This window comes from Halorubrum sp. ARQ200 (genome assembly GCF_005435115.1).
Classification (GTDB): domain Archaea; phylum Halobacteriota; class Halobacteria; order Halobacteriales; family Haloferacaceae; genus Halorubrum; species Halorubrum tropicale.
In genome coordinates this window covers 57,478-74,675 of sequence record NZ_SGTZ01000010.1, presented here as the reverse complement: position 1 = coordinate 74,675, position 17,198 = coordinate 57,478, and the positions used below count along the sequence as shown (strand labels likewise).

Here is a 17,198-nt window from a genome sequence, read left to right as displayed (position 1 = left end):
ACCCGCTGGTTTTTGTCGCCCTCGGTCGAACTGCCGGGCGTGTCCCGACACTCGCGCAGCGCGTTCGGCACGGTCCGGCGCGTCGCCGACCTCGCGGTCGACCGCCAGGTGACGTTCCTCGCCGCGGCCATCGCCTACTACGCGTTCGTCTCGCTCGTCCCCGCGCTCCTGCTGCTCGTCGTCGTCGCCACCGCGGTCTTCGGCGAGACCATCGCCGCGCAGCTGGTCGCGGCGACCGGTGACTTCCTCACGCCGGCCGGGGAGGAGGCGGTCGTCCTCGCGGTCTCCTCGGCCGGCGGCCGGACCGGCGCGAGCCTGCTCGGCGTCGGCGTGCTGCTCTGGTCGACGCTGAAGGTGTTCCGCGGGCTCGACACGGCGTTCGTCTCGCTGTACGGCGGCGACCAGACGCCCGGGTTCCTCAAGCAGGTCGCCGACGCCGCCTCGGTCGTCGTCGGCGTCGGCCTCGGCCTCGGCGCGATGGTCGCCGTCGGCGCGTTCGTCGCGGCCGCTGACGCGCTCCCGCTGGTTGAGGTCGCGAGCGTCCTCGCGTTGCCCGTCCTCCTCGCGGTCGTGTTCCTCCCGATGTACTACCTCCTCCCGCAGCCGGCGGTCGGCGTCCGCGAGGCGCTGCCGGGCGCGGCGTTCGCGGCCGTCGGCTGGACGCTGCTTCAGGCCGGGTTCCAGGTGTACGCCGCGGGCGCCGCGCAGTATCAGGCGTACGGCGTCATCGGCGGGATCCTCCTCCTCGTCACCTGGCTGTACCTCGCGGCGGTCGTCGTCGTCCTCGGCGGCGTGGTCAACGTCGTGCTCGCCGAGCGGGGGGGCGCCGGCGACGGCCGCCCGTACGAGCGCGAGGTCGGGCCCGCCGGCCTCCCGAACGACGCCGCGGACCGGCAGTTACAACAGGACCGCGACCGACCCACGGGTATGAACGGCGAGTCGGACCCCGACGGGGACGACGGCGAACGGCCGCGCGGCGCGCCGGACGTCGCCGCCCTCGAAGCGGAGGTCCGCGAGCTGCGGTCGCAGCTCGACGAGTTCGAGGACGACGTGGAACGCCGCACGGTCGACAAACCGGAGGTCGAGTCGGAGCTGAAGCGGTACGTCCGCTCGCGGATGCGGCGCGGTCACGCCCGCGGTTGGGGACCGTACCTCGTGCTGCTGTACGGGACGGTGCTGACGCTCGCGGCGCTGACATCGCTACAGGGGATCTACGCGGTCGGCGCCATCGTCGTCCTCGGGCTGTCGACGCTCGGGCTGTACACGATATTCGTCGTCGTCGGCATCGGCCTCAACCTGATCGAGACGCCCGGCAAGGCGCTCGACTACGCCCGCCGCCGCGGGGATGACTGACGCGGCGACCGCCGCGCCGTCGACGCCTCCCGGAGTGACCGACCCGTGACGGGGATCGTCGCCCCCGACCGCGGGCTCGGCGAGATCGCGGTCGTCGACGCCCTCCCCGAGTTCGTCGTCGTCCTCTTCGCGGCCGTCACCCACCTGGCGGACCCGTGGTTCCTCTTCGCGCTGCTCGCGGTCGGCTACTGGTTCGCGAGCGAGGGGGTCGCGGGGTCGCCGCGCCGCGCCGGCGCGACCGCCATCGCGGCCGTCACCTGCGCGTACGCCGCGACGGCGCTCGGCAAGGCGTGGTTCGCGGTCCCCCGGCCGCCCGGCGCGATGCCGCCCGCCGACGTGCCGACGTGGCTCCCCGCGCTGCTGACCGGGTGGTACGAGGCGCAGGTGCTCTCCGACGGGTTCGGATTCCCGAGCGGCCACGCCACCGGCGGCGCGGCCGCGTACCTCGCGTTGGCGCTGCTGTACGACCGGCTCTGGACGGACCGCGCCCGCTACTTCGCCGCCGGGGCGGTCGCGGTCGCCGTCGCGGCCTCGCGGGTGGTCATCGAGGTACACTTCCTCGTCGACGTGCTCGCCGGGCTCGCCGTCGGCGCGGGGACGGTCGCCGTCGCGCTGTGGCTGGCCGGCGACCCGCGGGTCCGCCGCTCGGCGAGCGCGGAGACGGCCGCCGGCCCCACCGCCGACCTGAACCCCGCGCCGGCGTTCCTCCTCGCGGCGGTCGTCTCGGCCGGCGCGCTGGCCGTCGCCGTCGCCGGCGGGTACACCGGCAAGGTCGTCGAGGCGGGGGTCGGGATCGCCACCGGCGCCGGCGGCGCGGTCGGCTGGCGGCTCGTCGAGGGCGACGAGCCCGCGGTCCCGGTCCGGGTCGCGGTCCCGGCGCTGGCGGTCACGGGCGGGCTCTGGGTCGGCGCCGACGCGCTCGCGGGGACCCTCCCCGTGACGCTGGTCGCGACCACCGCCGCCGTGGTCGCCGTCGTCGCGCTACCGGCGCTGCCCCGATACGCGGGGCGGACGGCCTGAGCGGTCGCGAACGTTCTCTCACGCGTCCCGACGGCCCGACCGGACGTACAGAGACCTGTCGGGGAGCGTGGCGGTGAACCGCAAAAAATCGAGGGCGAGTCGAACGAGTGCCGTGCGCCGAGCGGCCGCGCCGTCGCCTCAGAAGGTCTCCAGGTAGCGGTCCTCCTCCCACTGCGACACCTGTGTGAGGTACTCGCTGAACTCCTGGGACTTCGCCTCGGCGAACTTCTCGGAGGTGTGGGGCCCGAGCGCCTCCTGGAGCACCTCGTCGGCCTCTAACTCCTCGACGGCGGCGCCGAGGTTCGGCGGCAGCGTCTCGATGCCGTACTCCTGGCGCTTCTCGTCGTCGAACTCGTAGATGTCCTCGCGGACCGGGTCGCCGGGGTCGGCGCCGGTCTTGATCCCGTCGAGGCCGGCGGCGATGAGCGACGCCATCCCGAGGTAGGGGTTACAGGACGGGTCGGGGCTGCGGACCTCGAAGCGCGCGGAGACGCCCGCGGCGTCGGGGACGCGGACGAGCGCCGAGCGGTTCGTGTCGGACCAGGCGACGTAGATCGGCGCCTCGTAGCCGGGCACCAGCCGCTTGTAGGAGTTCACGGTCGGGTTCGTCACGGCCGTGAACGCGGGCGCGTGGTTCAGGATGCCGCCCATGAACTGGTACGCGGTCTCGCTCAGGTTGAACTCGTCGTCGTCGTCGGCGAACGCGTTGCCGTCCTCGTCGAACAGCGAGATGTGGCTGTGCATGCCCGAGCCGTTGATGTCGGCGATGGGCTTGGGCATGAACGTCGCGTGGAGGTCGTGCTGCTCGGCGACGGCGCGGACGACGGCGCGGAACGTCGCGATGTTGTCCGCGGTCGAGAGCGCGTCGTCGTACTTGAAGTTGATCTCGTGTTGGCCCTCGGCGACCTCGTGGTGCGAGGCCTCGATCTCGAAGCCCATCTCCTCTAGCGTGAAGATGATCTCCTTGCGCACGTCGGACGCGAGGTCCTTCGGGGCGAGGTCGAAGTAACCGCCGTTGTCGTGCGGGATCGTGGTCGCGTTGCCGTCCTCGTCCTTCTCGAACAGGAAGAACTCCGGCTCCGGACCGATCGAGACGGAGTAGCCCATCTCCTCGGCCTCGGCGAGGACGCTTTTCAGCACCTGCCGCGGACCGCCGGCGAACGGCTCCCCGTCGGTGTCGACGATGTCACAGATGAGCCGCGCGGCGCCGCTGTCGCCGTCGCCGTCGCTGCGCCACGGGAGCACCGCGAACGTGTCGGGGTCGGGGACGAGCCGCATGTCCGACTCCTGGATACGCACGAACCCCTCGATGGAGGAGCCGTCGAAGTAGATGCCTTCGGTGAACGCCTTCTCCGCCTGGTGGGCGGGCACGGAGACGTTCTTCACGACGCCGAGGATGTCGGTGAACTGTAGCCGCAGAAAGTCGACGTTCTTCTCTTCGATCTCGTCGAGTACAGCCTGTTCCTCGGCCGTGAGGCCGCCGTCCGGTTTCGCTTGTTCGTCCGTCATGTTCTGGACGTTTGATTCGTTATCTGCCAGTATAAAGGCCTTATCGCTTGGCGCATGAACCGCCGGACAGGCAAAACTGCTGGACGTTCGTAAAATTCTAAACCCCCGAAAGCGTGGTTGGGTGTGATGACGTACGAAAACCTCGACGCGAAGCTCATCAACTCGCTGCTCAGCAACGGCCGCGCGAGCCTCCGGAGCCTGGGCGACGAGCTCGACGTGTCCGTGACGACCGTCTCGAACCACCTCCGCGACCTCGAAGAGGAAGGCGTGATCCGCGGGTACACGCCCGTCGTCGACTACGACAAGCTCGGCTACGACGTGACCGCGGTGCTCCAGCTCAAAGTCGAGGGGAGCGCGCTGCCGGACGTCACCGAGAAGCTGCGCCAGGAGAAGCAGATGGTGAGCGTCTACGAGGTCACCGGCGACTACGACGTGATCGCCATCGGGAAGTTCACCGACACGGACGGCATGAACGACCAGATCAAGTCGATCCTCACGGACGCGGACATCCGCGAGTCGAACACGAGCGTCGTCCTCAACGCGGTCACGGAAAACGAGCAGTTCGACCTGGACGTCGAGGAGTAATTCGCCCCGTCTCCGGACCGATTCCCGCCTACCGGTCCGCCGCCGCCTCCAGGACCTCCACCGCCGGGAGCGGCTCGCCCGTCAGCGCGCGGATGTACGCGCCGCCCGCGATGGAGACGTGCGAGAAGTCGTCCTCGCTCAGGCCGTACATCTCGATGGCCCGCGAGGTGTCGCCGCCGCCGACGACCGAGAAGCAGTCAGTCTCGGCGATGGCCTCGAGGACGCCGACGGTGCCGTCGGCGAACCGCTCGTCCTCGAAGACGCCGAGCGCGCCCTTCACGAAGACGGCGTCGGACTCGCGGATCGCCGGCTCGTAGTCGGCGACCGTCGCGGCGCCCACGTCGAGGAACGCCTCCCGCTTCTCCTCGATGTCGTCGACGGCGACCTCGGCGCGGTCGCCGTCGGCCCCCTCGTACGCGAGGTCGCTCGCCAGCCGAACCGCGTCGCCGCGCTCGTCGAGGACCGACTCGATCAGCTCGCGGTTCCCCTCCCACTGCTCGTCGAACAGGTCCATCTCTCCCACGTCGCGCCCGACGGGGTGCCCCGCGGCGCGTAAGAAGAGCTCGCCGGCGACGCCGCCGAGGAGGAAGCGGTCGACGCGGTCGTCCAAGGCGTCCATCACGCCGATCACGTCCGTCGCCTTCGTCCCCCCGACGACCATCGTGACCGGGCCGTCGAACTCACGGGTCGCGATGGCGGTGTTAGCCTCGTACTCGGTCTCCATCACGCGGCCCGCGTACGCGGGGAGGGCGAGCGGGAAGCCGACCAGCGAGGCGTGTTTCCGATGCGCCGCCGAGTAGGCGTCGTTGACGTACGCGTCGAAGCGCGGAGCAAGGGTCTCAACGAACTCCGTCTCGGCCTTCTCCTCGGGCGACGCCTCCGGGAGCTCGTCGTCGCACATCCGGGTGTTCTCCAGTAAGAGGACCTCGCCCGGGCCGAGCGCGTCGATGGCGTCCAGCGCCGCCTCGCCGTACGTGTCGGCCACGAACGCCACGTCGCGGCCGACGTGGTCGGCGAGGATGTCGGCGTGACCGGCGAGCGACGTGAAGTCGTCGCGGCCGGGCCGCCCCTGGTGGGCCATGAGGACGACGCGGTGGCCGGCGTCGGCCAGCTCGCGGACGGTCTCGGCGTGGCGCTCGAACCGGCGGTTGTCCTGCGGGTCGCCGTCCTCGATGGGGGAGTTGAGGTCCAGTCGGACGAGGACGCGACTGTCTGCCGGGAGGTCGTCGATGGTGTCGAAGGCTGGCATGGGTGAACGGTCGTCGATGAGTCACTTAAGCGGTGGCGCTCCTGGGCTGCGGTGCCGTCGGGAAGCGGTTCGGGGTCGGACGGGAGGCCGCGCTTACGCCTCGTCGCGCACGTACGCGGCCATGTCGAGCATCCGGTTCGAGAAGCCGTACTCGTTGTCGTACCAGGTGAGGATCTTCAGCAGCTTCCCGCCGGCGACGACGTTCGTCGACTGGAGGTCGACGTAGCTGGAGAAGGGGAGGCCGACGATGTCGGAGGAGACGACCTCCTCGTCGGTGTAGCCGAGGACGCCCGCGAGCGGGCCGGAGTCCGCGGCGTCGCGGAAGGCGGCGTTGACCTCCTCCTCGGTGACCGTCTCGTCGAGGCTGACGACGAACTCGGTGATCGAGCCGGTCGGGACCGGGACGCGCATCGCCATCCCGTCGATCTTCCCCTCCAACTGCGGGAGGACCTTCTGGGCGGCGCCCGCGGCGCCCGTCGACGTTGGGACGATGTTCTCCGCGGCGGCGCGCCCGCGGCGCCGCTTGCTCATCGGGCCGTCGATGAGGCTCTGGGAGCCGGTGTAGGCGTGGACGGTGGTGAGGGTGCCGGCGTCGATGCCGAACTCCGCGTCGAGCACCTTCGCGACCGGCGTGATGGAGTTCGTGGTACAGGAGGCGTTCGAGATCACGTCGTCGCCGTCGTACTCGTCGTGGTTGACGCCGTAGACGAGCTGTTTGACCGGCTTCTCGCCCTTCGGGGGCGCCGAGATGATCACGGTGTCCGCGCCGCCGTCGAGGTGCGCGCTCGCGTCGTCGCGGGTACGGAAGACCCCCGTACACTCTAAGGCGACATCGACGTCGAGCTCGTCCCAGGGGAGGTCCGCGGGGTCCTGGACGTTGAACAGCGGGACCGACGTGCCGCCGACGGTCAGCTCGTCGCCGTCGCGCTCGACGCCGTCGAGCCGGCCCATGACGGTGTCGTACTTCGCGAGGTACCCCATGTCGTCGAAGTCCATCACGTCGTTGATCCCGACGAGCTCGATCCGCGGGTGTTCCACCACCGCGCGGAACACGTTGCGCCCGATGCGACCGAAGCCGTTGAGCCCCACCCGCACGACCTCGTCGTCGCTCACGTCGTCACCGGCAGACAGATACGATTTACTCATGTTCGAAAAAGCCGAGACGCAACTACTTAAATCCGGCCCAGTCGCGCCGAGACCGTCATAATCGTTAGAATTTGTTACGCCCGGTATCGCCTATCGCCGGCGCGGTCGACCGAGCGCCGTCGCCCGACGTCGGCCGTCGACCCCCGGCGCGAGGCGGATAGGGGCCGATACGGCGACCGACAGAAGGCTTATCGGGGTCACCGACTTCACGGAAGGTATGGACAGAGACGACCGCGACGATCCGTTCGGAGACTTCTTCGAGGAGATCGAGCGGATGATGAACGAGATGGCCAACGCGGACGCTCCGTCGGCCGACGACGCCGGGTTCGGCTCCGACACCCACGTCGACGCGTACACCACCGAGGAGTCGGTGCGTCTCGTCGCCGACCTCCCAGCCGTCTCGAAGGACGACCTCTCGCTGCGCTGCGACGGCGAGGCGCTCACCATCTCCGCGGTCTCCGACCGGCGCGAGTACGACGAGACGGTCGAGCTCCCCGCCCCCGTCGACGAGCACTCCGCGGACGCGACGTTCAACAACGGCGTCCTCGAGGTCTCGTTCGACCGCGACGACGACAGCGCGTCGATCGACCTGGCCTGAGTCGGTCGGGCCCCCGATCGCCCGGCGCCCCCGCTCTTCACCCGTCATCGGCGGTCCGTCGGATCAGCGCCGCGAACCGGTCGTAGAAGCCGTCCTCGTACTTCGTCGCGGCGTCGACGGTCGGCCGCGCGTTCGTCTCGTTGACCACGAGCCGGTCGCCCGTCGCGAGCAGGTCGACGCCGAGGTAGTCGATCCCGAGCGCCGCGGCCGCGCGCTCGGCGAGGTCGCGCGCCTCGGGGTCGAGGTCGACGCCGCGGGCGGTCGCGCCGCGGTGAACGTTGTGCTTCCACCGGCCGGCCGCGAGCGCGTCGTCGTCGAGGACGCGCTCGACCGCCCCGGCGTACGCGCCGTCGACGACCATCGCGCGGTAGTCGCGCGCGTCGGGGAGGTACTCTTGGATCAGGAACGACTTGTCGCCGGTGGCGCGATAGTCGTGGATCAGGTTCAGGTAGTCGACGACGCCGAGCAGGGAGTCGAGGTCGGTCGCGGTCGCGACGCCGACGCCCCGGGTCGCGGAGTTCGGCTTCACGACGACGGGATAGGAGAACTCCGCGGCGGCGTCGACGACGGCCGACTCGTCGACGGGGTTCGACACGAGCGTCGTCTTCGGCGTGGGCAGCCCCGCGGCCGACAGCGCGGCCAGCACGCCCGCCTTGTTCCGCGAGGTCACCACCGCGTCCCGGCCGTTCACCCACGGGACGCCGAGGCGCTCGTCGACGACCGCGCCCTCCATCAGGCGGGTGGGGTAGACGAGTCCCACGTCGAACCCCTCGAACTCGTCGGGGTCGGCCGGGACTCCCTCGCCGGCCTCGCCCTCCGAGACCCGCAGCGTCCGCTCTTTCGCCTGAACGTGGCCCACGTCGATGCCGCGGTCCGCGAGCGGCCCGCGCACGCGCTCGAACGTCTCCGCGTCGGTGGTCATCGCGAGCCTGAGCATACGCTCGCTGGGGTCCGTTCGGACTTAAGCGCGGTGCGAGCGCGACGACGGCGACAACATTTCGCGGTGGCGCGTGCCTCCGAGCGCCCCTCGGGCGCGAGGAGCACGCGCGAGGGAGTCGCGACCGGAGGGAGCGACGAGGCTGGGGAGGCGTGAGGTGCGGTGCTGTGCGGGGCGGGACTCGAAGGGGCAGCCGGGAGGCGGCCGTAGGCGACGTAAGCACCACAGGGAGCGAACGAAGTGAGCGACCGAGGAGCGCAGCGAGCGTACGGCCGCCTCCCGGCTGGGGCTTCGGCGTTGTTCGCCGCCGATCCGCGGCCAGTTATTTATTTATAAATGGTCCGACACCCGAAGGATTCAATCGCCAACTCACCCTCGACGACTCACTGTAAGTGGCCTTCCTCGCGGAGCTGTTCCGCCTCGCTCTTCTCGTAGCGCCACGAGATGTCGGCCTTCTCGTCCTGCCAGTCCCACGGCTCGACGAGGACGATGTCGTCTTCGCGGATCCACACGCGCTTCTGCATGCGACCGGGGATGCGGGCGGTTCGCTGTTTCCCGTCCGCGCAGCGCACCTTGACCCGGTTCGCGCCGAGCATCTCGACGACCTCCGCGAACACCTCGTCGTCGTCGGGCATCCGGAGGTCGTTCCGACCGCCGCCGTCTCCGTTGCTCATGCGTACGCGGTGATACGCGCTCGTCGAAATAAAAGGGCCGCTCTCCGCCGGAGCGCGCATCCGCCCCTTTTAAGCACGACCGACGACCACCCGACGATATGCGTGACACGCTCGGACTCGAAGGCATCGCCGGCCTCGTCGTCGTCGTCGCCGCCGTCGGGATCATCGCCGTCCGCGACCCGGTCATCGCCGGCGCCGTGATGGTGCTGCTCGCCGGCCTCGCGCTGATCGCGAAGGGGCTCGTCGACACCGCCATGCGGTCGTTCGGACTGAAGTGACGCCGCCGCGGTCGCCCCGAGCGCGGAATCCCGGCGTCTCGAAAGAGTCATAATCACCGACCGTTCCCCTCCGGTATGGTCGAAGTACCCGCCGTCGCGGTCGAACTCGTCGAACTCCTCGCCGTCACCGTCGGCGCCGGCGCGGCCGCCGCGGTCGGCGTCGTGCTCGAACGGTTCGGGCTCTCCGCGGTCTCGGGCGGCGACCTCGTGCTCGGCGCGTGGGCCGTCGGCATGGGACTGATCGCGCTGTACGTCGGACTCGTCGGCCTCGGCTACGAGCAGGCGCTCCCGCGGCTGCGCCGGCTCGCGAGCGGCGAGTAGGACCTACTTCTCCCCTCGGTCCCGCACGCTCCCCGAACGCTCACAGCTCTCCGTCGGCCGCCAGCTCGCGCACCCGGGCCGCGCGCTCGCGGATCGACTCCCACTCGGCGTCGTCCTTGCCGTCGACGTGCGAGTACATCAGCCCCATCCGCCCGGTGCCGCGCAGCGCATCCTCGTTCTCCTTCAGGAAGTCCCAGTAGAGCGCGTTGAACGGGCAGGCGCCCTCGCCGGTGGTCCGCGAGACGGCGTACGGGCAGTCCGCGCAGTGGTCGCTCATGCGGTTGACGTAGCTCCCGGAGGAGGCGTACGGCTTCGAGGAGAGCACGTCCGTGCCGAACGACCCCATCGCGACGACGTTCGGCGTCGTCACCCAGTGGTACGCGTCGACGAACCCGAGGTGGAACCACTCGTTCAGTTCGGCCGGGTCGGCGCCGTACACCAGCGCGAAGTTCGACAGCACCATCAGGCGCTCGATGTGGTGGGCGTAGCCGTACTCGCGGACGTGGTCGACCGCCTCGGAGAGACACCGCATGTCGGTGTCGCCGTCCCAGTAGGCGGGCGGGAGGTCCCGGTCCTGTCCCAACTGATTCGCGTCGGCCAGTTCCGGCATCGCCTCGCGGTAGACGTGACGCACGAACTCTCGCCAGCCGATCACCTGCCTGACGAACCCCTCCGCGGCGTTGAGCGGGACGGGCGCCGGCTCCGTTGACTCCGCCGACTCCGCGCCGTCGCCGAAGTCGTCGAGCGACGCCGTCGCCCCGCCCGACGCGCCGTGCTCCGCCGGGTCGTACCCGCCCGGGTCGACGCCGCGCTCCGCGTAGGCGCGCTCGACCGCCCGGACCGGCTCGCGCGGGTCGAGCAGGCCGAGGTTGATCGCCGGCGAGAGCAGCGAGTGCGAGCAGAACGGCTCGCCGCCGACCATCGCGTCCTGATACCGACCGAACGCGGGGAGCCCGTCGCTGACGAAGCGGTCGAGCGCCTCGCGCGCCCCGTCGCGCGTCACCGGCCACGCGAACTCGTCGAGCGAGTCGTTCCCCCACGTGTCGAACCGCTCGCACACCCACGCGTGGGTCTCGCGGGTCAGCCCGTCCGGCTCGAACGCCGGTCGCGCCGGCGGCTCCCAGCCGTCGGGCGGCGTCTCCTGGTTCAGGTCGTCGTAGTTCCACTCCCCGCCGACCGGGTCGCCGTCGTCCATCAACACCCCCGTCTCGCGGCGGACGTGCCGGTACCAGTTCTCCTGCCGGAAGGTGCGCTCGGCGGCGCCGTCGTCGCCGACGAGCGGTCCGTCGCCGTCGCCCGCCCACTCGCGCCAGTCGGCCGGCGTCGTCCAGAACAGCTCGTTGTCGACGAGGTCGAGGGTCCCGCCGCGCTCGGCGACCAGCCCGCGGAGCCGCTCGCCGGCGTCGTGGCTCGCGGGGCGCATGAGCCGCAGGCGCGGGCCGTCTCCTCCGTTCGCGTCCCGCTCCGCGAAGAACTCGTCGAGCCCCTCGCCGAACGACTCGGCCCGCACGTAGGTCACGTCGTGGCCGCGCTCGCGGAGCTCGTCGCGGAAGTGCCGCATCGCCGAGAACACGAGCGTCAGCTTGTGGGCGTGGTACGGCTTCCGGTCGGCGAAGCCGTGTGCCTCGATCAGCAGCACGTCGTCGGCGGCGTCGAGGACGTCGAGGTCGGGGTTGAGCTGGTCGCCGAGCAGCCAGCAGGTCGTCCGGTCGCTCACGGTACCCGATCCACGGGCGCCACCGACATAGCTCCGGCGGCGCCGCGGATTTCCCCCGATCGCCGAGCGTCCCGCACCGTCGCGGCATCCGCGGCTTTTTGTCGCCCCCGCGTGTCGGGCGGTTCATGGACGAGATCCTCACGAACTGGCTGCTCGGTCTGATCGCCGCCCTCCTCGCCGTCCTGGTACTCGACTCGACCGGCCAGTCGTTCCTCGACCCCCTCTCGCCGATCGCGAACGTGCTCGCGCTCGTGACGTTCCTCGCCTTCGTCATCCTCACCGGCGCGTTCCTCGTGTACACCGCGTCGTTCCGTAACTGACGCGCCGACGCCCGCCGGCGATCCGATCGGTTCCCGGCCCCCTCCGCCGCCGCGCGTAGCTTTTTGCCGCGCCTCGCACTGATCGAGGCATGGAATACACGACGCTCGGGAACACGGGGACGACCGTCTCGAAGATCTGTCTCGGCTGTATGAGCTTCGGCGACCCCGACTGGCGCGAGTGGGTCCTCGACGAGGAAGACGGGAAAGAGCTGGTCGAACGCGCGATCGAGCTCGGCGTGAACTTCTTCGACACCGCCAACATGTACTCGAACGGCGCGAGCGAGCGCGTCCTCGGCGAGGCGCTCGACGGCCACGACCGCGACGAGTTCGTCGTGGCGACGAAGGGGTACTTCCAGATGGACGAGTCGAACCCGAACTCGGGCGGGCTCTCGCGGAAGGCGATCGAACAGGAGCTGTCGAACTCCCTCGACCGGCTCGACACCGACACGATCGACCTCTATCAGATCCATCGCTGGGACGACGACACCCCGATCGAGGAGACGCTGGCCGCGCTCGACGACGCGGTGCGGCGCGGCGACGTGCGGTACGTCGGGGCCTCCTCGATGTGGGCCCACCAGTTCGCGGAGTCGCTCCGCGTCAGCGAGCGCGAGGGGTACGAGCGGTTCGCCACGATGCAGAACCACTACAACCTCGCGTACCGGGAGGAGGAACGCGAGATGCTCCCGCTCTGCGAGAAGGAGAGCGTCGGCGTGATGCCGTGGAGCCCGCTCGCGCGCGGCTACCTGGCGCGCCCCCACGAGGAGGTGGACGCCACCCTCCGCGGCGAGACCGAAGAGCACCTCTACGCGCACCCGTACCGCGAGGGCGGCGGCCGCGAGGTCAACGAGCGCGTCGAGGAGCTCGCGGCCGAGAAGGGCGTGAAGATGGCGCAGATCGCCCTGGCGTGGCTGTTCCACAAGGAGTGGGTCGACACGCCCATCGTCGGAACGACCAGCGTCGAACACCTCGAAGACGCGGTCGAGGCGCTCGACGTCGACCTCTCCGACTCCGACCTCGACTGGCTCGAAGCGCCGTACGAGCCGGTCCGCGTCTCCGGCCACGAGTGAGGGGCCGACCGGCCGCCCCGGGTTATAAACGCACCGTCGCGGACGCCACGGCAACCCTTTTCGGCGGCGCCGCCGAACCGTGGCGCATGGCAGACGACGACGCCACCGACCCCGAGAACGGCGAGGCCGGCGAACAGGGCGACGCCGCCGACGGCGACGACGGCGAGGAGAAGTCCTTCCGCGAGCGCGTCGAGGAGATCCGCGAGCGACGCGAGCAGGAGCGGGAGGAGGGCGACCGCCCCGACCCCGAGGAGATGATGGGCGGCGGCGGCCCGCCGGGGATGGGCGGTGGCGGCGGCGGGAACCCCTTCGCGCAGATGATGTCCGGCATGATGGGCGGCGGCGGTCCCGGCGGCGCGGGCGGCCCGCCCGGCATGGGCGGCGGCCCCGGCGCGCAGGGCGAGCAGGGCCCCCGCGGCGACGACGGCGGCAACGAGGAGCTCGTCCGCGAGGTGCGCCAGCTCCGCGACGAGGTCCGCGACGCGACCCGCCAGCTCCAGCGCATCGCGCAGGCGCTCGAAGACGACTAAACGCGAGCCGTCGCCTCTTTTATTCCACTCAGTACGATACAGTGTTTAGATCGAGCTCCACGAAAATCAGTAACAAGCTATTTGTCTAAGGGAAACAATTCCAGCGTACGAAAACATGCCTACACACGAAACAAAATCCGCGGAGGCAGTTTTATCCGAAAAAACGGATGAACCAGTGGATACGTTCTCCGCGGACGACAAACCGATTCCAGAACTCGACGACTTGGAATCGGTCCCAGAAGAAGAGCGGTAGGTATTAGCCGTTTTGCGGACCGTATCTTTCGAGAAGGTCGTCAGCACGTTCTGTGAGGAATCGCTCACAGTACGCTGGCGCGTTCTCCGCCGTTACTGCCGGGAACCCGCGCTGAACGTCAACTTTCTTGCCGCCTCGATATAGGTCAAGGTGGAGACGTTCCGACTCGACGTCGTGCCCCCACGCTGAATCAGGGTGGTGGTCGAACCGAGCGACCTGTCGCCAGTCACGCTCTCCGTACTGTTCCCCGATGTTCTCTTCCAGTTGAACGAGAAACCAGTCGACGCTCCCGTCAGTAATACCTATCTCCACGTTGACTCGGGAGCGTCCGTACTTTACCGGAACCGAGTAATCGGCGTCTGGATGAGCGTGCCGGTGTTCGGGCGTCGAACTATTCGTCATAAAACACGAGAGAAGAGGTGTGTTAGCTTAACACTCCGACCAGCCGCACGACTCGCACGTCTTGCAGCCCTCGGAGTAGTAAAGATTCATGCCGCCGCACTCGGGGCACTCGGGCGACTCGCCCGCCGCGATGAGCTCCTGCGTCGAGTCGTCCGCGCCCGCGGCGTCGTCGTCCGCCGCCGGCCCGGGCCCGCTCGGAGCGTCGGTCGCCGTGCCGGCGTCGACCGCGCCGCCGTCGGTCTGGCTCGGACGACCCGCGCCGGAGGCGGCCTCCTCGACGTCGTCGAGGCTCTGTTGCTGGGGGATCCCCTTGTCGACGTCGTCGTCGAGGTAGCGCCGCAGTGCGGTGCCGATGGCGTCCGGGATCGACTGGATCTGCTCGCCTTTGTCCCAGGCGACCTTCGGGCTCCGGGTGCCCTGAAGCTCGTCGACGATCTCTTCGGGGTCGACGCCGGAGCGCAGCGCCGTCGAGATGACCTTCGCCAGCGCCTCCGTGAAGGAGTTGGTGTAGCCGCCGGAGTGGCCGATGTTCGCGAACAGCTCGAACGGCAGCCCGTTCTCGTCCTCGTTGATGGTGACGTACAGCTTGCCGTAGCCCGTCTCGACGCGCTGCGTGACGCCGTTCAGGGAGTCGGGGCGCGGGCTGCGCTCGCTGTAGTCGATCCGGGGCTGCTCCGTCGCTTCGAGGAGGTCCGCGACCTCGGCGTCGATCGCCGCGCGGACGTCCTCGTTGTCGAGGAACGCCTCGACGCCGCCGAACACGTCGTTGATCTGCTCGACGATGGTCTCGGCGGCCTCGGTCTCGTCGGCGAACTCGGTGTTCTGCGCGCGGGTCGTGAGCACCTGCTTCGAGCGGGTGCCGTCGCGGTAGTAGGTGACGCCCTTCCCGCCGTTCTCGTAGATGTACTCGAAGACCTCCTTGGCGTCGTCGAGCGTGGAGTCGTTCGGCGCGTTCACCGTCTTCGAGATGGCGGAGTCGACGCCCTTCTGACAGGCGACCTGGACGCCGGCGTGGTCCTTCGCGGAGAGGTCGCCGGTGACGACGAACAGCTCGCCGATCGCGTCCGGCACCGTCTCTAACCCCTCGACGCCGTCGAACGCGTTCTCGGCCATCTGCTCTTGGGCCTCCTGTTTGACCGCGTCGACGTCGACGTCGTTGGCCTCCAGGGTGCGCAGGAAGTAGTCGTCGAACTCGACGAGCATCTCGTCGCCCTGGACGTCGTCGGAGACGTTCTTGTAGTAGGCGACGTTGTAGATGGGCTCGCAGCCGCCGGTCGTGTTGCCGATCATCGACGTCGTGCCCGTCGGGGCGATCGTCGTCGTGTTGTGGTTGCGGATCGGGAAGCCGTCCGCCCACTCGTCGGCGTCGAGCCCGGTGTAGTGCTCGAACCAGTCGCGGTGTTCGGTCGGGTTCGCGTACTTCGAGTCCGCCCAGTCGTTGAACGTCCCGCGCTCCTCGGCGAGCTCGTGGGAGGCGAGCTTCGACTCGTGGTTGATGTGGGTCATCAGCTGGCGGGCGATCTCGTTGCCCGACTCGGAGCCGTAGCGGACGCCGAGCTGGACGTACAGCTGCGCGAGCCCCATGATCCCCAGCCCGATCTTCCGCATGTCCCGGACCTTCTGTTCGATCTCCGGGACGGGGAAGTCGGACATCGTGACGACGTTCTCGAGGAAGCGGGTGCCGTACGCGATCCGCTCGTCGAACGCCTCGAAGTCGATCGCCTCGTCTAGGAACGCCTCGACGGCGGCCGCCTCGGAGTCGTACTCGTCGGCGTGCTCGTCGGACCAGACGCGCCAGTCCGGCGCGTTGAGGTCGGCGAGCGTCGAGAGGTTGATGTGGCCGAGGTTACAGGCCTCGTACTCCTCGAGGGGCTGCTCGCCGCAGGGGTTCGTCGCGAGGATCCGGTGTTCCGGATGCTCCTCGACGTCGAAGGAGTGCTCCTTGTTGATCCGCTCGAGATAGACGACGCCCGGCTCCCCGTTCTCGTGGGCGCCCTCGATCATGTGGTCCCAGATCTCGGCCGCCGGGACGGAGAGCTCCTCGCCGACCTCGACGTGCTCGCCGAGGCCGAACATGTCGTACAGCTCCTTCGTCTCCGGCGTCGCGACGTGGGGCTCCTCCGTGCGCGGGTTGGTGAAGGTGAACTCCTCGTCGTTCTCCAGCGCCTCCATGAAGTCGTCCGTGACGCCGACGCTGATGTTGAAGTTCGAGAGGTGTCCCTCGACGGCGTTCCGGAGGTGCTCGGGCACCTTCCCGTCCTCGTCGATGAGGTCGCGGGCCTCCTCTAAGGCGTCCGCGAAGGAGTTGTGCGTGAAGTCGTCGGGGTCGTTCAGGCGCAGCGAGTGGGCCAGGGAGACGTCCTTGTTCTTCGCGTGGATGAACTGGATGACGTCGGGGTGCGAGACCCGCATGACGCCCATCTGGGCGCCGCGGCGCGCGCCGCCCTGCGCGATGGTCTCGCACATCTGGTCGAACGTCCGCATGAACGTGATCGGACCGGACGCGATGCCGCCGGTGGAGCCGACCGAGTCGCCGTACGGGCGGAGCTGCCAGAACGCGTACCCCATGCCGCCGCCGGACTGGAACACCTCGGCCGCCTCCTTGGCGGTCTGGTGGATGTCGGTGATGTCGTCGCCGGGCGAGTCGACGAAGCAGGCGGAGAGCTGCTGGAGCTCGTCGCCCGCGTTCATCAGGGTGGGGGAGTTCGGCATGAACGAGAGCGACTCCATCCCCTGCCGGAACGTCTCCGCCGTCGCCTCGACGTGGTCGCGCACGCTCTCGGGCAGCTCGGGGACGACCGTCTCGTACGCGAACTTGTTGACGTTGTGGGCGGTGAGCGTCGTCTCCGCGTCGTCCGCCGCGGTCGTGCCCGCGCCGAAGACCTCCTCGGCGAGCTCGTCGCGTCGCGGGTGGTCGGGCTTCAGCTGGTCGGGCGTGACGGTGACCTCGACGCCCTGCTTCTCGGCCTCGAAGACGGCCTCCGCGAGCGCGACGTTGCGCGCGACGCGGTCGAACAGCTCCTCCTGGTCCTCCGCCGGCTCGCCGTCCGCGTTCTTCCGGAGGTAGCGCGCGGGCAGGATGTTGTGGTAGGCGTTGCCCGTGAGCCGCTCCTCCATGGTGTCGCCCGTGGTGCGTTTGATCGGTAGCTCGACTCCGTCCGCGGTGACGCCGTCGCTGCTCATTCGGCGGCCACCCCGCTGGCTTGGCGTGGGATATGGGTCATCTGTAGTGTTGGTGT

17 protein-coding genes are annotated in these 17,198 nt (G+C 69.4%); 9 read left to right on the top strand and 8 right to left on the bottom strand.

Features of this window, described 5'->3' with window-relative positions; genetic code table 11:
* Positions 1-39 precede the first annotated feature (39 nt).
* Together EXE50_RS12105 and EXE50_RS12100 are read left to right on the top strand one after the other, a co-directional pair.
* Positions 40-1,353: a YihY/virulence factor BrkB family protein gene (locus EXE50_RS12105; RefSeq protein ID WP_053770535.1), complete on the top strand. Its 1,314-nt coding sequence runs from the start codon at positions 40-42 to the stop codon at positions 1,351-1,353.
* Between the two features lie 45 nt (positions 1,354-1,398).
* Entirely contained in the window at positions 1,399-2,373 is a 975-nt protein-coding gene (locus tag EXE50_RS12100) for a phosphatase PAP2 family protein (RefSeq protein ID WP_053770536.1), read from the top strand.
* Between the two features lie 138 nt (positions 2,374-2,511).
* On the opposite strand, the gene glnA is transcribed toward EXE50_RS12100, so the two are convergent.
* On the bottom strand, positions 2,512-3,882 hold the full coding sequence (glnA, locus tag EXE50_RS12095; protein ID WP_053770537.1) for a type I glutamate--ammonia ligase: 1,371 nt from the start codon (positions 3,880-3,882) through the stop codon (positions 2,512-2,514).
* A gap of 126 nt (positions 3,883-4,008) precedes the next feature.
* Here glnA and lrp point away from each other — a divergent pair, with 126 nt between their 5' ends.
* Positions 4,009-4,467: an HTH-type transcriptional regulator Lrp gene (gene lrp, locus EXE50_RS12090; protein ID WP_004597351.1), complete on the top strand. Its 459-nt coding sequence runs from the start codon at positions 4,009-4,011 to the stop codon at positions 4,465-4,467.
* 28 nt (positions 4,468-4,495) lie between these two features.
* On the opposite strand, the gene EXE50_RS12085 is transcribed toward lrp, so the two are convergent.
* Positions 4,496-5,716, bottom strand: a complete 1,221-nt coding sequence (locus EXE50_RS12085) for a phosphoglycerate kinase (RefSeq protein WP_053770538.1) — start codon at positions 5,714-5,716, stop codon at positions 4,496-4,498.
* Positions 5,717-5,809: 93 nt separating this feature from the next.
* Complete coding sequence (gene gap, locus EXE50_RS12080; protein WP_137705192.1) at positions 5,810-6,862, bottom strand: type I glyceraldehyde-3-phosphate dehydrogenase; 1,053 nt, start codon at positions 6,860-6,862, stop codon at positions 5,810-5,812.
* A 217-nt stretch (positions 6,863-7,079) separates the two neighbouring features.
* Here gap and EXE50_RS12075 point away from each other — a divergent pair, with 217 nt between their 5' ends.
* Positions 7,080-7,460, top strand: coding sequence for an Hsp20/alpha crystallin family protein (locus EXE50_RS12075; RefSeq protein WP_053770540.1), 381 nt, complete (start codon positions 7,080-7,082; stop codon positions 7,458-7,460).
* Between the two features lie 37 nt (positions 7,461-7,497).
* Here EXE50_RS12075 and EXE50_RS12070 read toward each other — a convergent pair whose 3' ends face one another.
* Together EXE50_RS12070 and eif1A are read right to left on the bottom strand one after the other, a co-directional pair.
* Positions 7,498-8,397, bottom strand: a complete 900-nt coding sequence (locus EXE50_RS12070) for a RimK family alpha-L-glutamate ligase (RefSeq protein ID WP_053770541.1) — start codon at positions 8,395-8,397, stop codon at positions 7,498-7,500.
* Positions 8,398-8,780: 383 nt separating this feature from the next.
* Positions 8,781-9,071, bottom strand: a complete 291-nt coding sequence (gene eif1A / locus EXE50_RS12065) for a translation initiation factor eIF-1A (RefSeq protein WP_004597376.1) — start codon at positions 9,069-9,071, stop codon at positions 8,781-8,783.
* Between the two features lie 98 nt (positions 9,072-9,169).
* On the opposite strand from eif1A, the gene EXE50_RS12060 reads away from it, so the two are divergent.
* Together EXE50_RS12060 and EXE50_RS12055 are read left to right on the top strand one after the other, a co-directional pair.
* Complete coding sequence (locus EXE50_RS12060) at positions 9,170-9,349, top strand: hypothetical protein (protein WP_053770542.1); 180 nt, start codon at positions 9,170-9,172, stop codon at positions 9,347-9,349.
* A 75-nt stretch (positions 9,350-9,424) separates the two neighbouring features.
* Positions 9,425-9,670, top strand: a complete 246-nt coding sequence (locus EXE50_RS12055; RefSeq protein ID WP_053770543.1) for a hypothetical protein — start codon at positions 9,425-9,427, stop codon at positions 9,668-9,670.
* A 40-nt stretch (positions 9,671-9,710) separates the two neighbouring features.
* On the opposite strand, the gene EXE50_RS12050 is transcribed toward EXE50_RS12055, so the two are convergent.
* Positions 9,711-11,387: a cryptochrome/photolyase family protein gene (locus EXE50_RS12050; protein ID WP_137705191.1), complete on the bottom strand. Its 1,677-nt coding sequence runs from the start codon at positions 11,385-11,387 to the stop codon at positions 9,711-9,713.
* Positions 11,388-11,512: 125 nt separating this feature from the next.
* Between EXE50_RS12050 and EXE50_RS12045 the strand changes: the two genes are divergently transcribed.
* The 3 genes from EXE50_RS12045 to EXE50_RS12035 all read left to right on the top strand — a co-directional run bounded on the left by EXE50_RS12045 (position 11,513) and on the right by EXE50_RS12035 (position 13,304).
* The gene (locus EXE50_RS12045; RefSeq protein WP_053770545.1) at positions 11,513-11,707 is read left to right on the top strand and encodes a hypothetical protein; all 195 of its coding nucleotides are present in this window, start codon (positions 11,513-11,515) and stop codon (positions 11,705-11,707) included.
* A gap of 89 nt (positions 11,708-11,796) precedes the next feature.
* The gene (locus EXE50_RS12040) at positions 11,797-12,774 is read left to right on the top strand and encodes an aldo/keto reductase (protein ID WP_137705190.1); all 978 of its coding nucleotides are present in this window, start codon (positions 11,797-11,799) and stop codon (positions 12,772-12,774) included.
* An 86-nt stretch (positions 12,775-12,860) separates the two neighbouring features.
* Complete coding sequence (locus EXE50_RS12035) at positions 12,861-13,304, top strand: hypothetical protein (protein ID WP_053770547.1); 444 nt, start codon at positions 12,861-12,863, stop codon at positions 13,302-13,304.
* A 256-nt stretch (positions 13,305-13,560) separates the two neighbouring features.
* Here the strand turns inward: EXE50_RS12035 and EXE50_RS12030 are convergent, their stop codons facing one another.
* Positions 13,561-13,959 carry a hypothetical protein gene (locus tag EXE50_RS12030; protein WP_137705189.1) on the bottom strand — a complete coding sequence of 133 codons (399 nt, stop codon included), beginning with the start codon at positions 13,957-13,959 and terminating at the stop codon, positions 13,561-13,563.
* 27 nt (positions 13,960-13,986) lie between these two features.
* A complete protein-coding gene (locus EXE50_RS12025) occupies positions 13,987-17,142 on the bottom strand; it encodes an adenosylcobalamin-dependent ribonucleoside-diphosphate reductase (protein WP_137705188.1) in 3,156 nt (1,051 codons plus the stop codon).
* Positions 17,143-17,198: the final 56 nt, after the last annotated feature.

Excerpts from the sequence above, each read along its gene's own strand:
- glnA (WP_053770537.1), bottom strand. The coding sequence starts at position 3,882 with ATGACGGACGAACAAGCGAAACCGGACGGCGGCCTCACGGCCGAGGAA.
- lrp (WP_004597351.1), top strand. The coding sequence starts at position 4,009 with ATGACGTACGAAAACCTCGACGCGAAGCTCATCAACTCGCTGCTCAGC.
- EXE50_RS12085 (WP_053770538.1), bottom strand. The coding sequence starts at position 5,716 with ATGCCAGCCTTCGACACCATCGACGACCTCCCGGCAGACAGTCGCGTC.
- gap (WP_137705192.1), bottom strand. The coding sequence starts at position 6,862 with ATGAGTAAATCGTATCTGTCTGCCGGTGACGACGTGAGCGACGACGAG.
- EXE50_RS12075 (WP_053770540.1), top strand. The coding sequence starts at position 7,080 with ATGGACAGAGACGACCGCGACGATCCGTTCGGAGACTTCTTCGAGGAG.
- EXE50_RS12070 (WP_053770541.1), bottom strand. The coding sequence starts at position 8,397 with ATGCTCAGGCTCGCGATGACCACCGACGCGGAGACGTTCGAGCGCGTG.
- eif1A (WP_004597376.1), bottom strand. The coding sequence starts at position 9,071 with ATGAGCAACGGAGACGGCGGCGGTCGGAACGACCTCCGGATGCCCGAC.
- EXE50_RS12060 (WP_053770542.1), top strand. The coding sequence starts at position 9,170 with ATGCGTGACACGCTCGGACTCGAAGGCATCGCCGGCCTCGTCGTCGTC.
- EXE50_RS12055 (WP_053770543.1), top strand. The coding sequence starts at position 9,425 with ATGGTCGAAGTACCCGCCGTCGCGGTCGAACTCGTCGAACTCCTCGCC.
- EXE50_RS12045 (WP_053770545.1), top strand. The coding sequence starts at position 11,513 with ATGGACGAGATCCTCACGAACTGGCTGCTCGGTCTGATCGCCGCCCTC.
- EXE50_RS12040 (WP_137705190.1), top strand. The coding sequence starts at position 11,797 with ATGGAATACACGACGCTCGGGAACACGGGGACGACCGTCTCGAAGATC.
- EXE50_RS12035 (WP_053770547.1), top strand. The coding sequence starts at position 12,861 with ATGGCAGACGACGACGCCACCGACCCCGAGAACGGCGAGGCCGGCGAA.
- EXE50_RS12030 (WP_137705189.1), bottom strand. The coding sequence starts at position 13,959 with ATGACGAATAGTTCGACGCCCGAACACCGGCACGCTCATCCAGACGCC.
- EXE50_RS12025 (WP_137705188.1), bottom strand. The coding sequence starts at position 17,142 with ATGAGCAGCGACGGCGTCACCGCGGACGGAGTCGAGCTACCGATCAAA.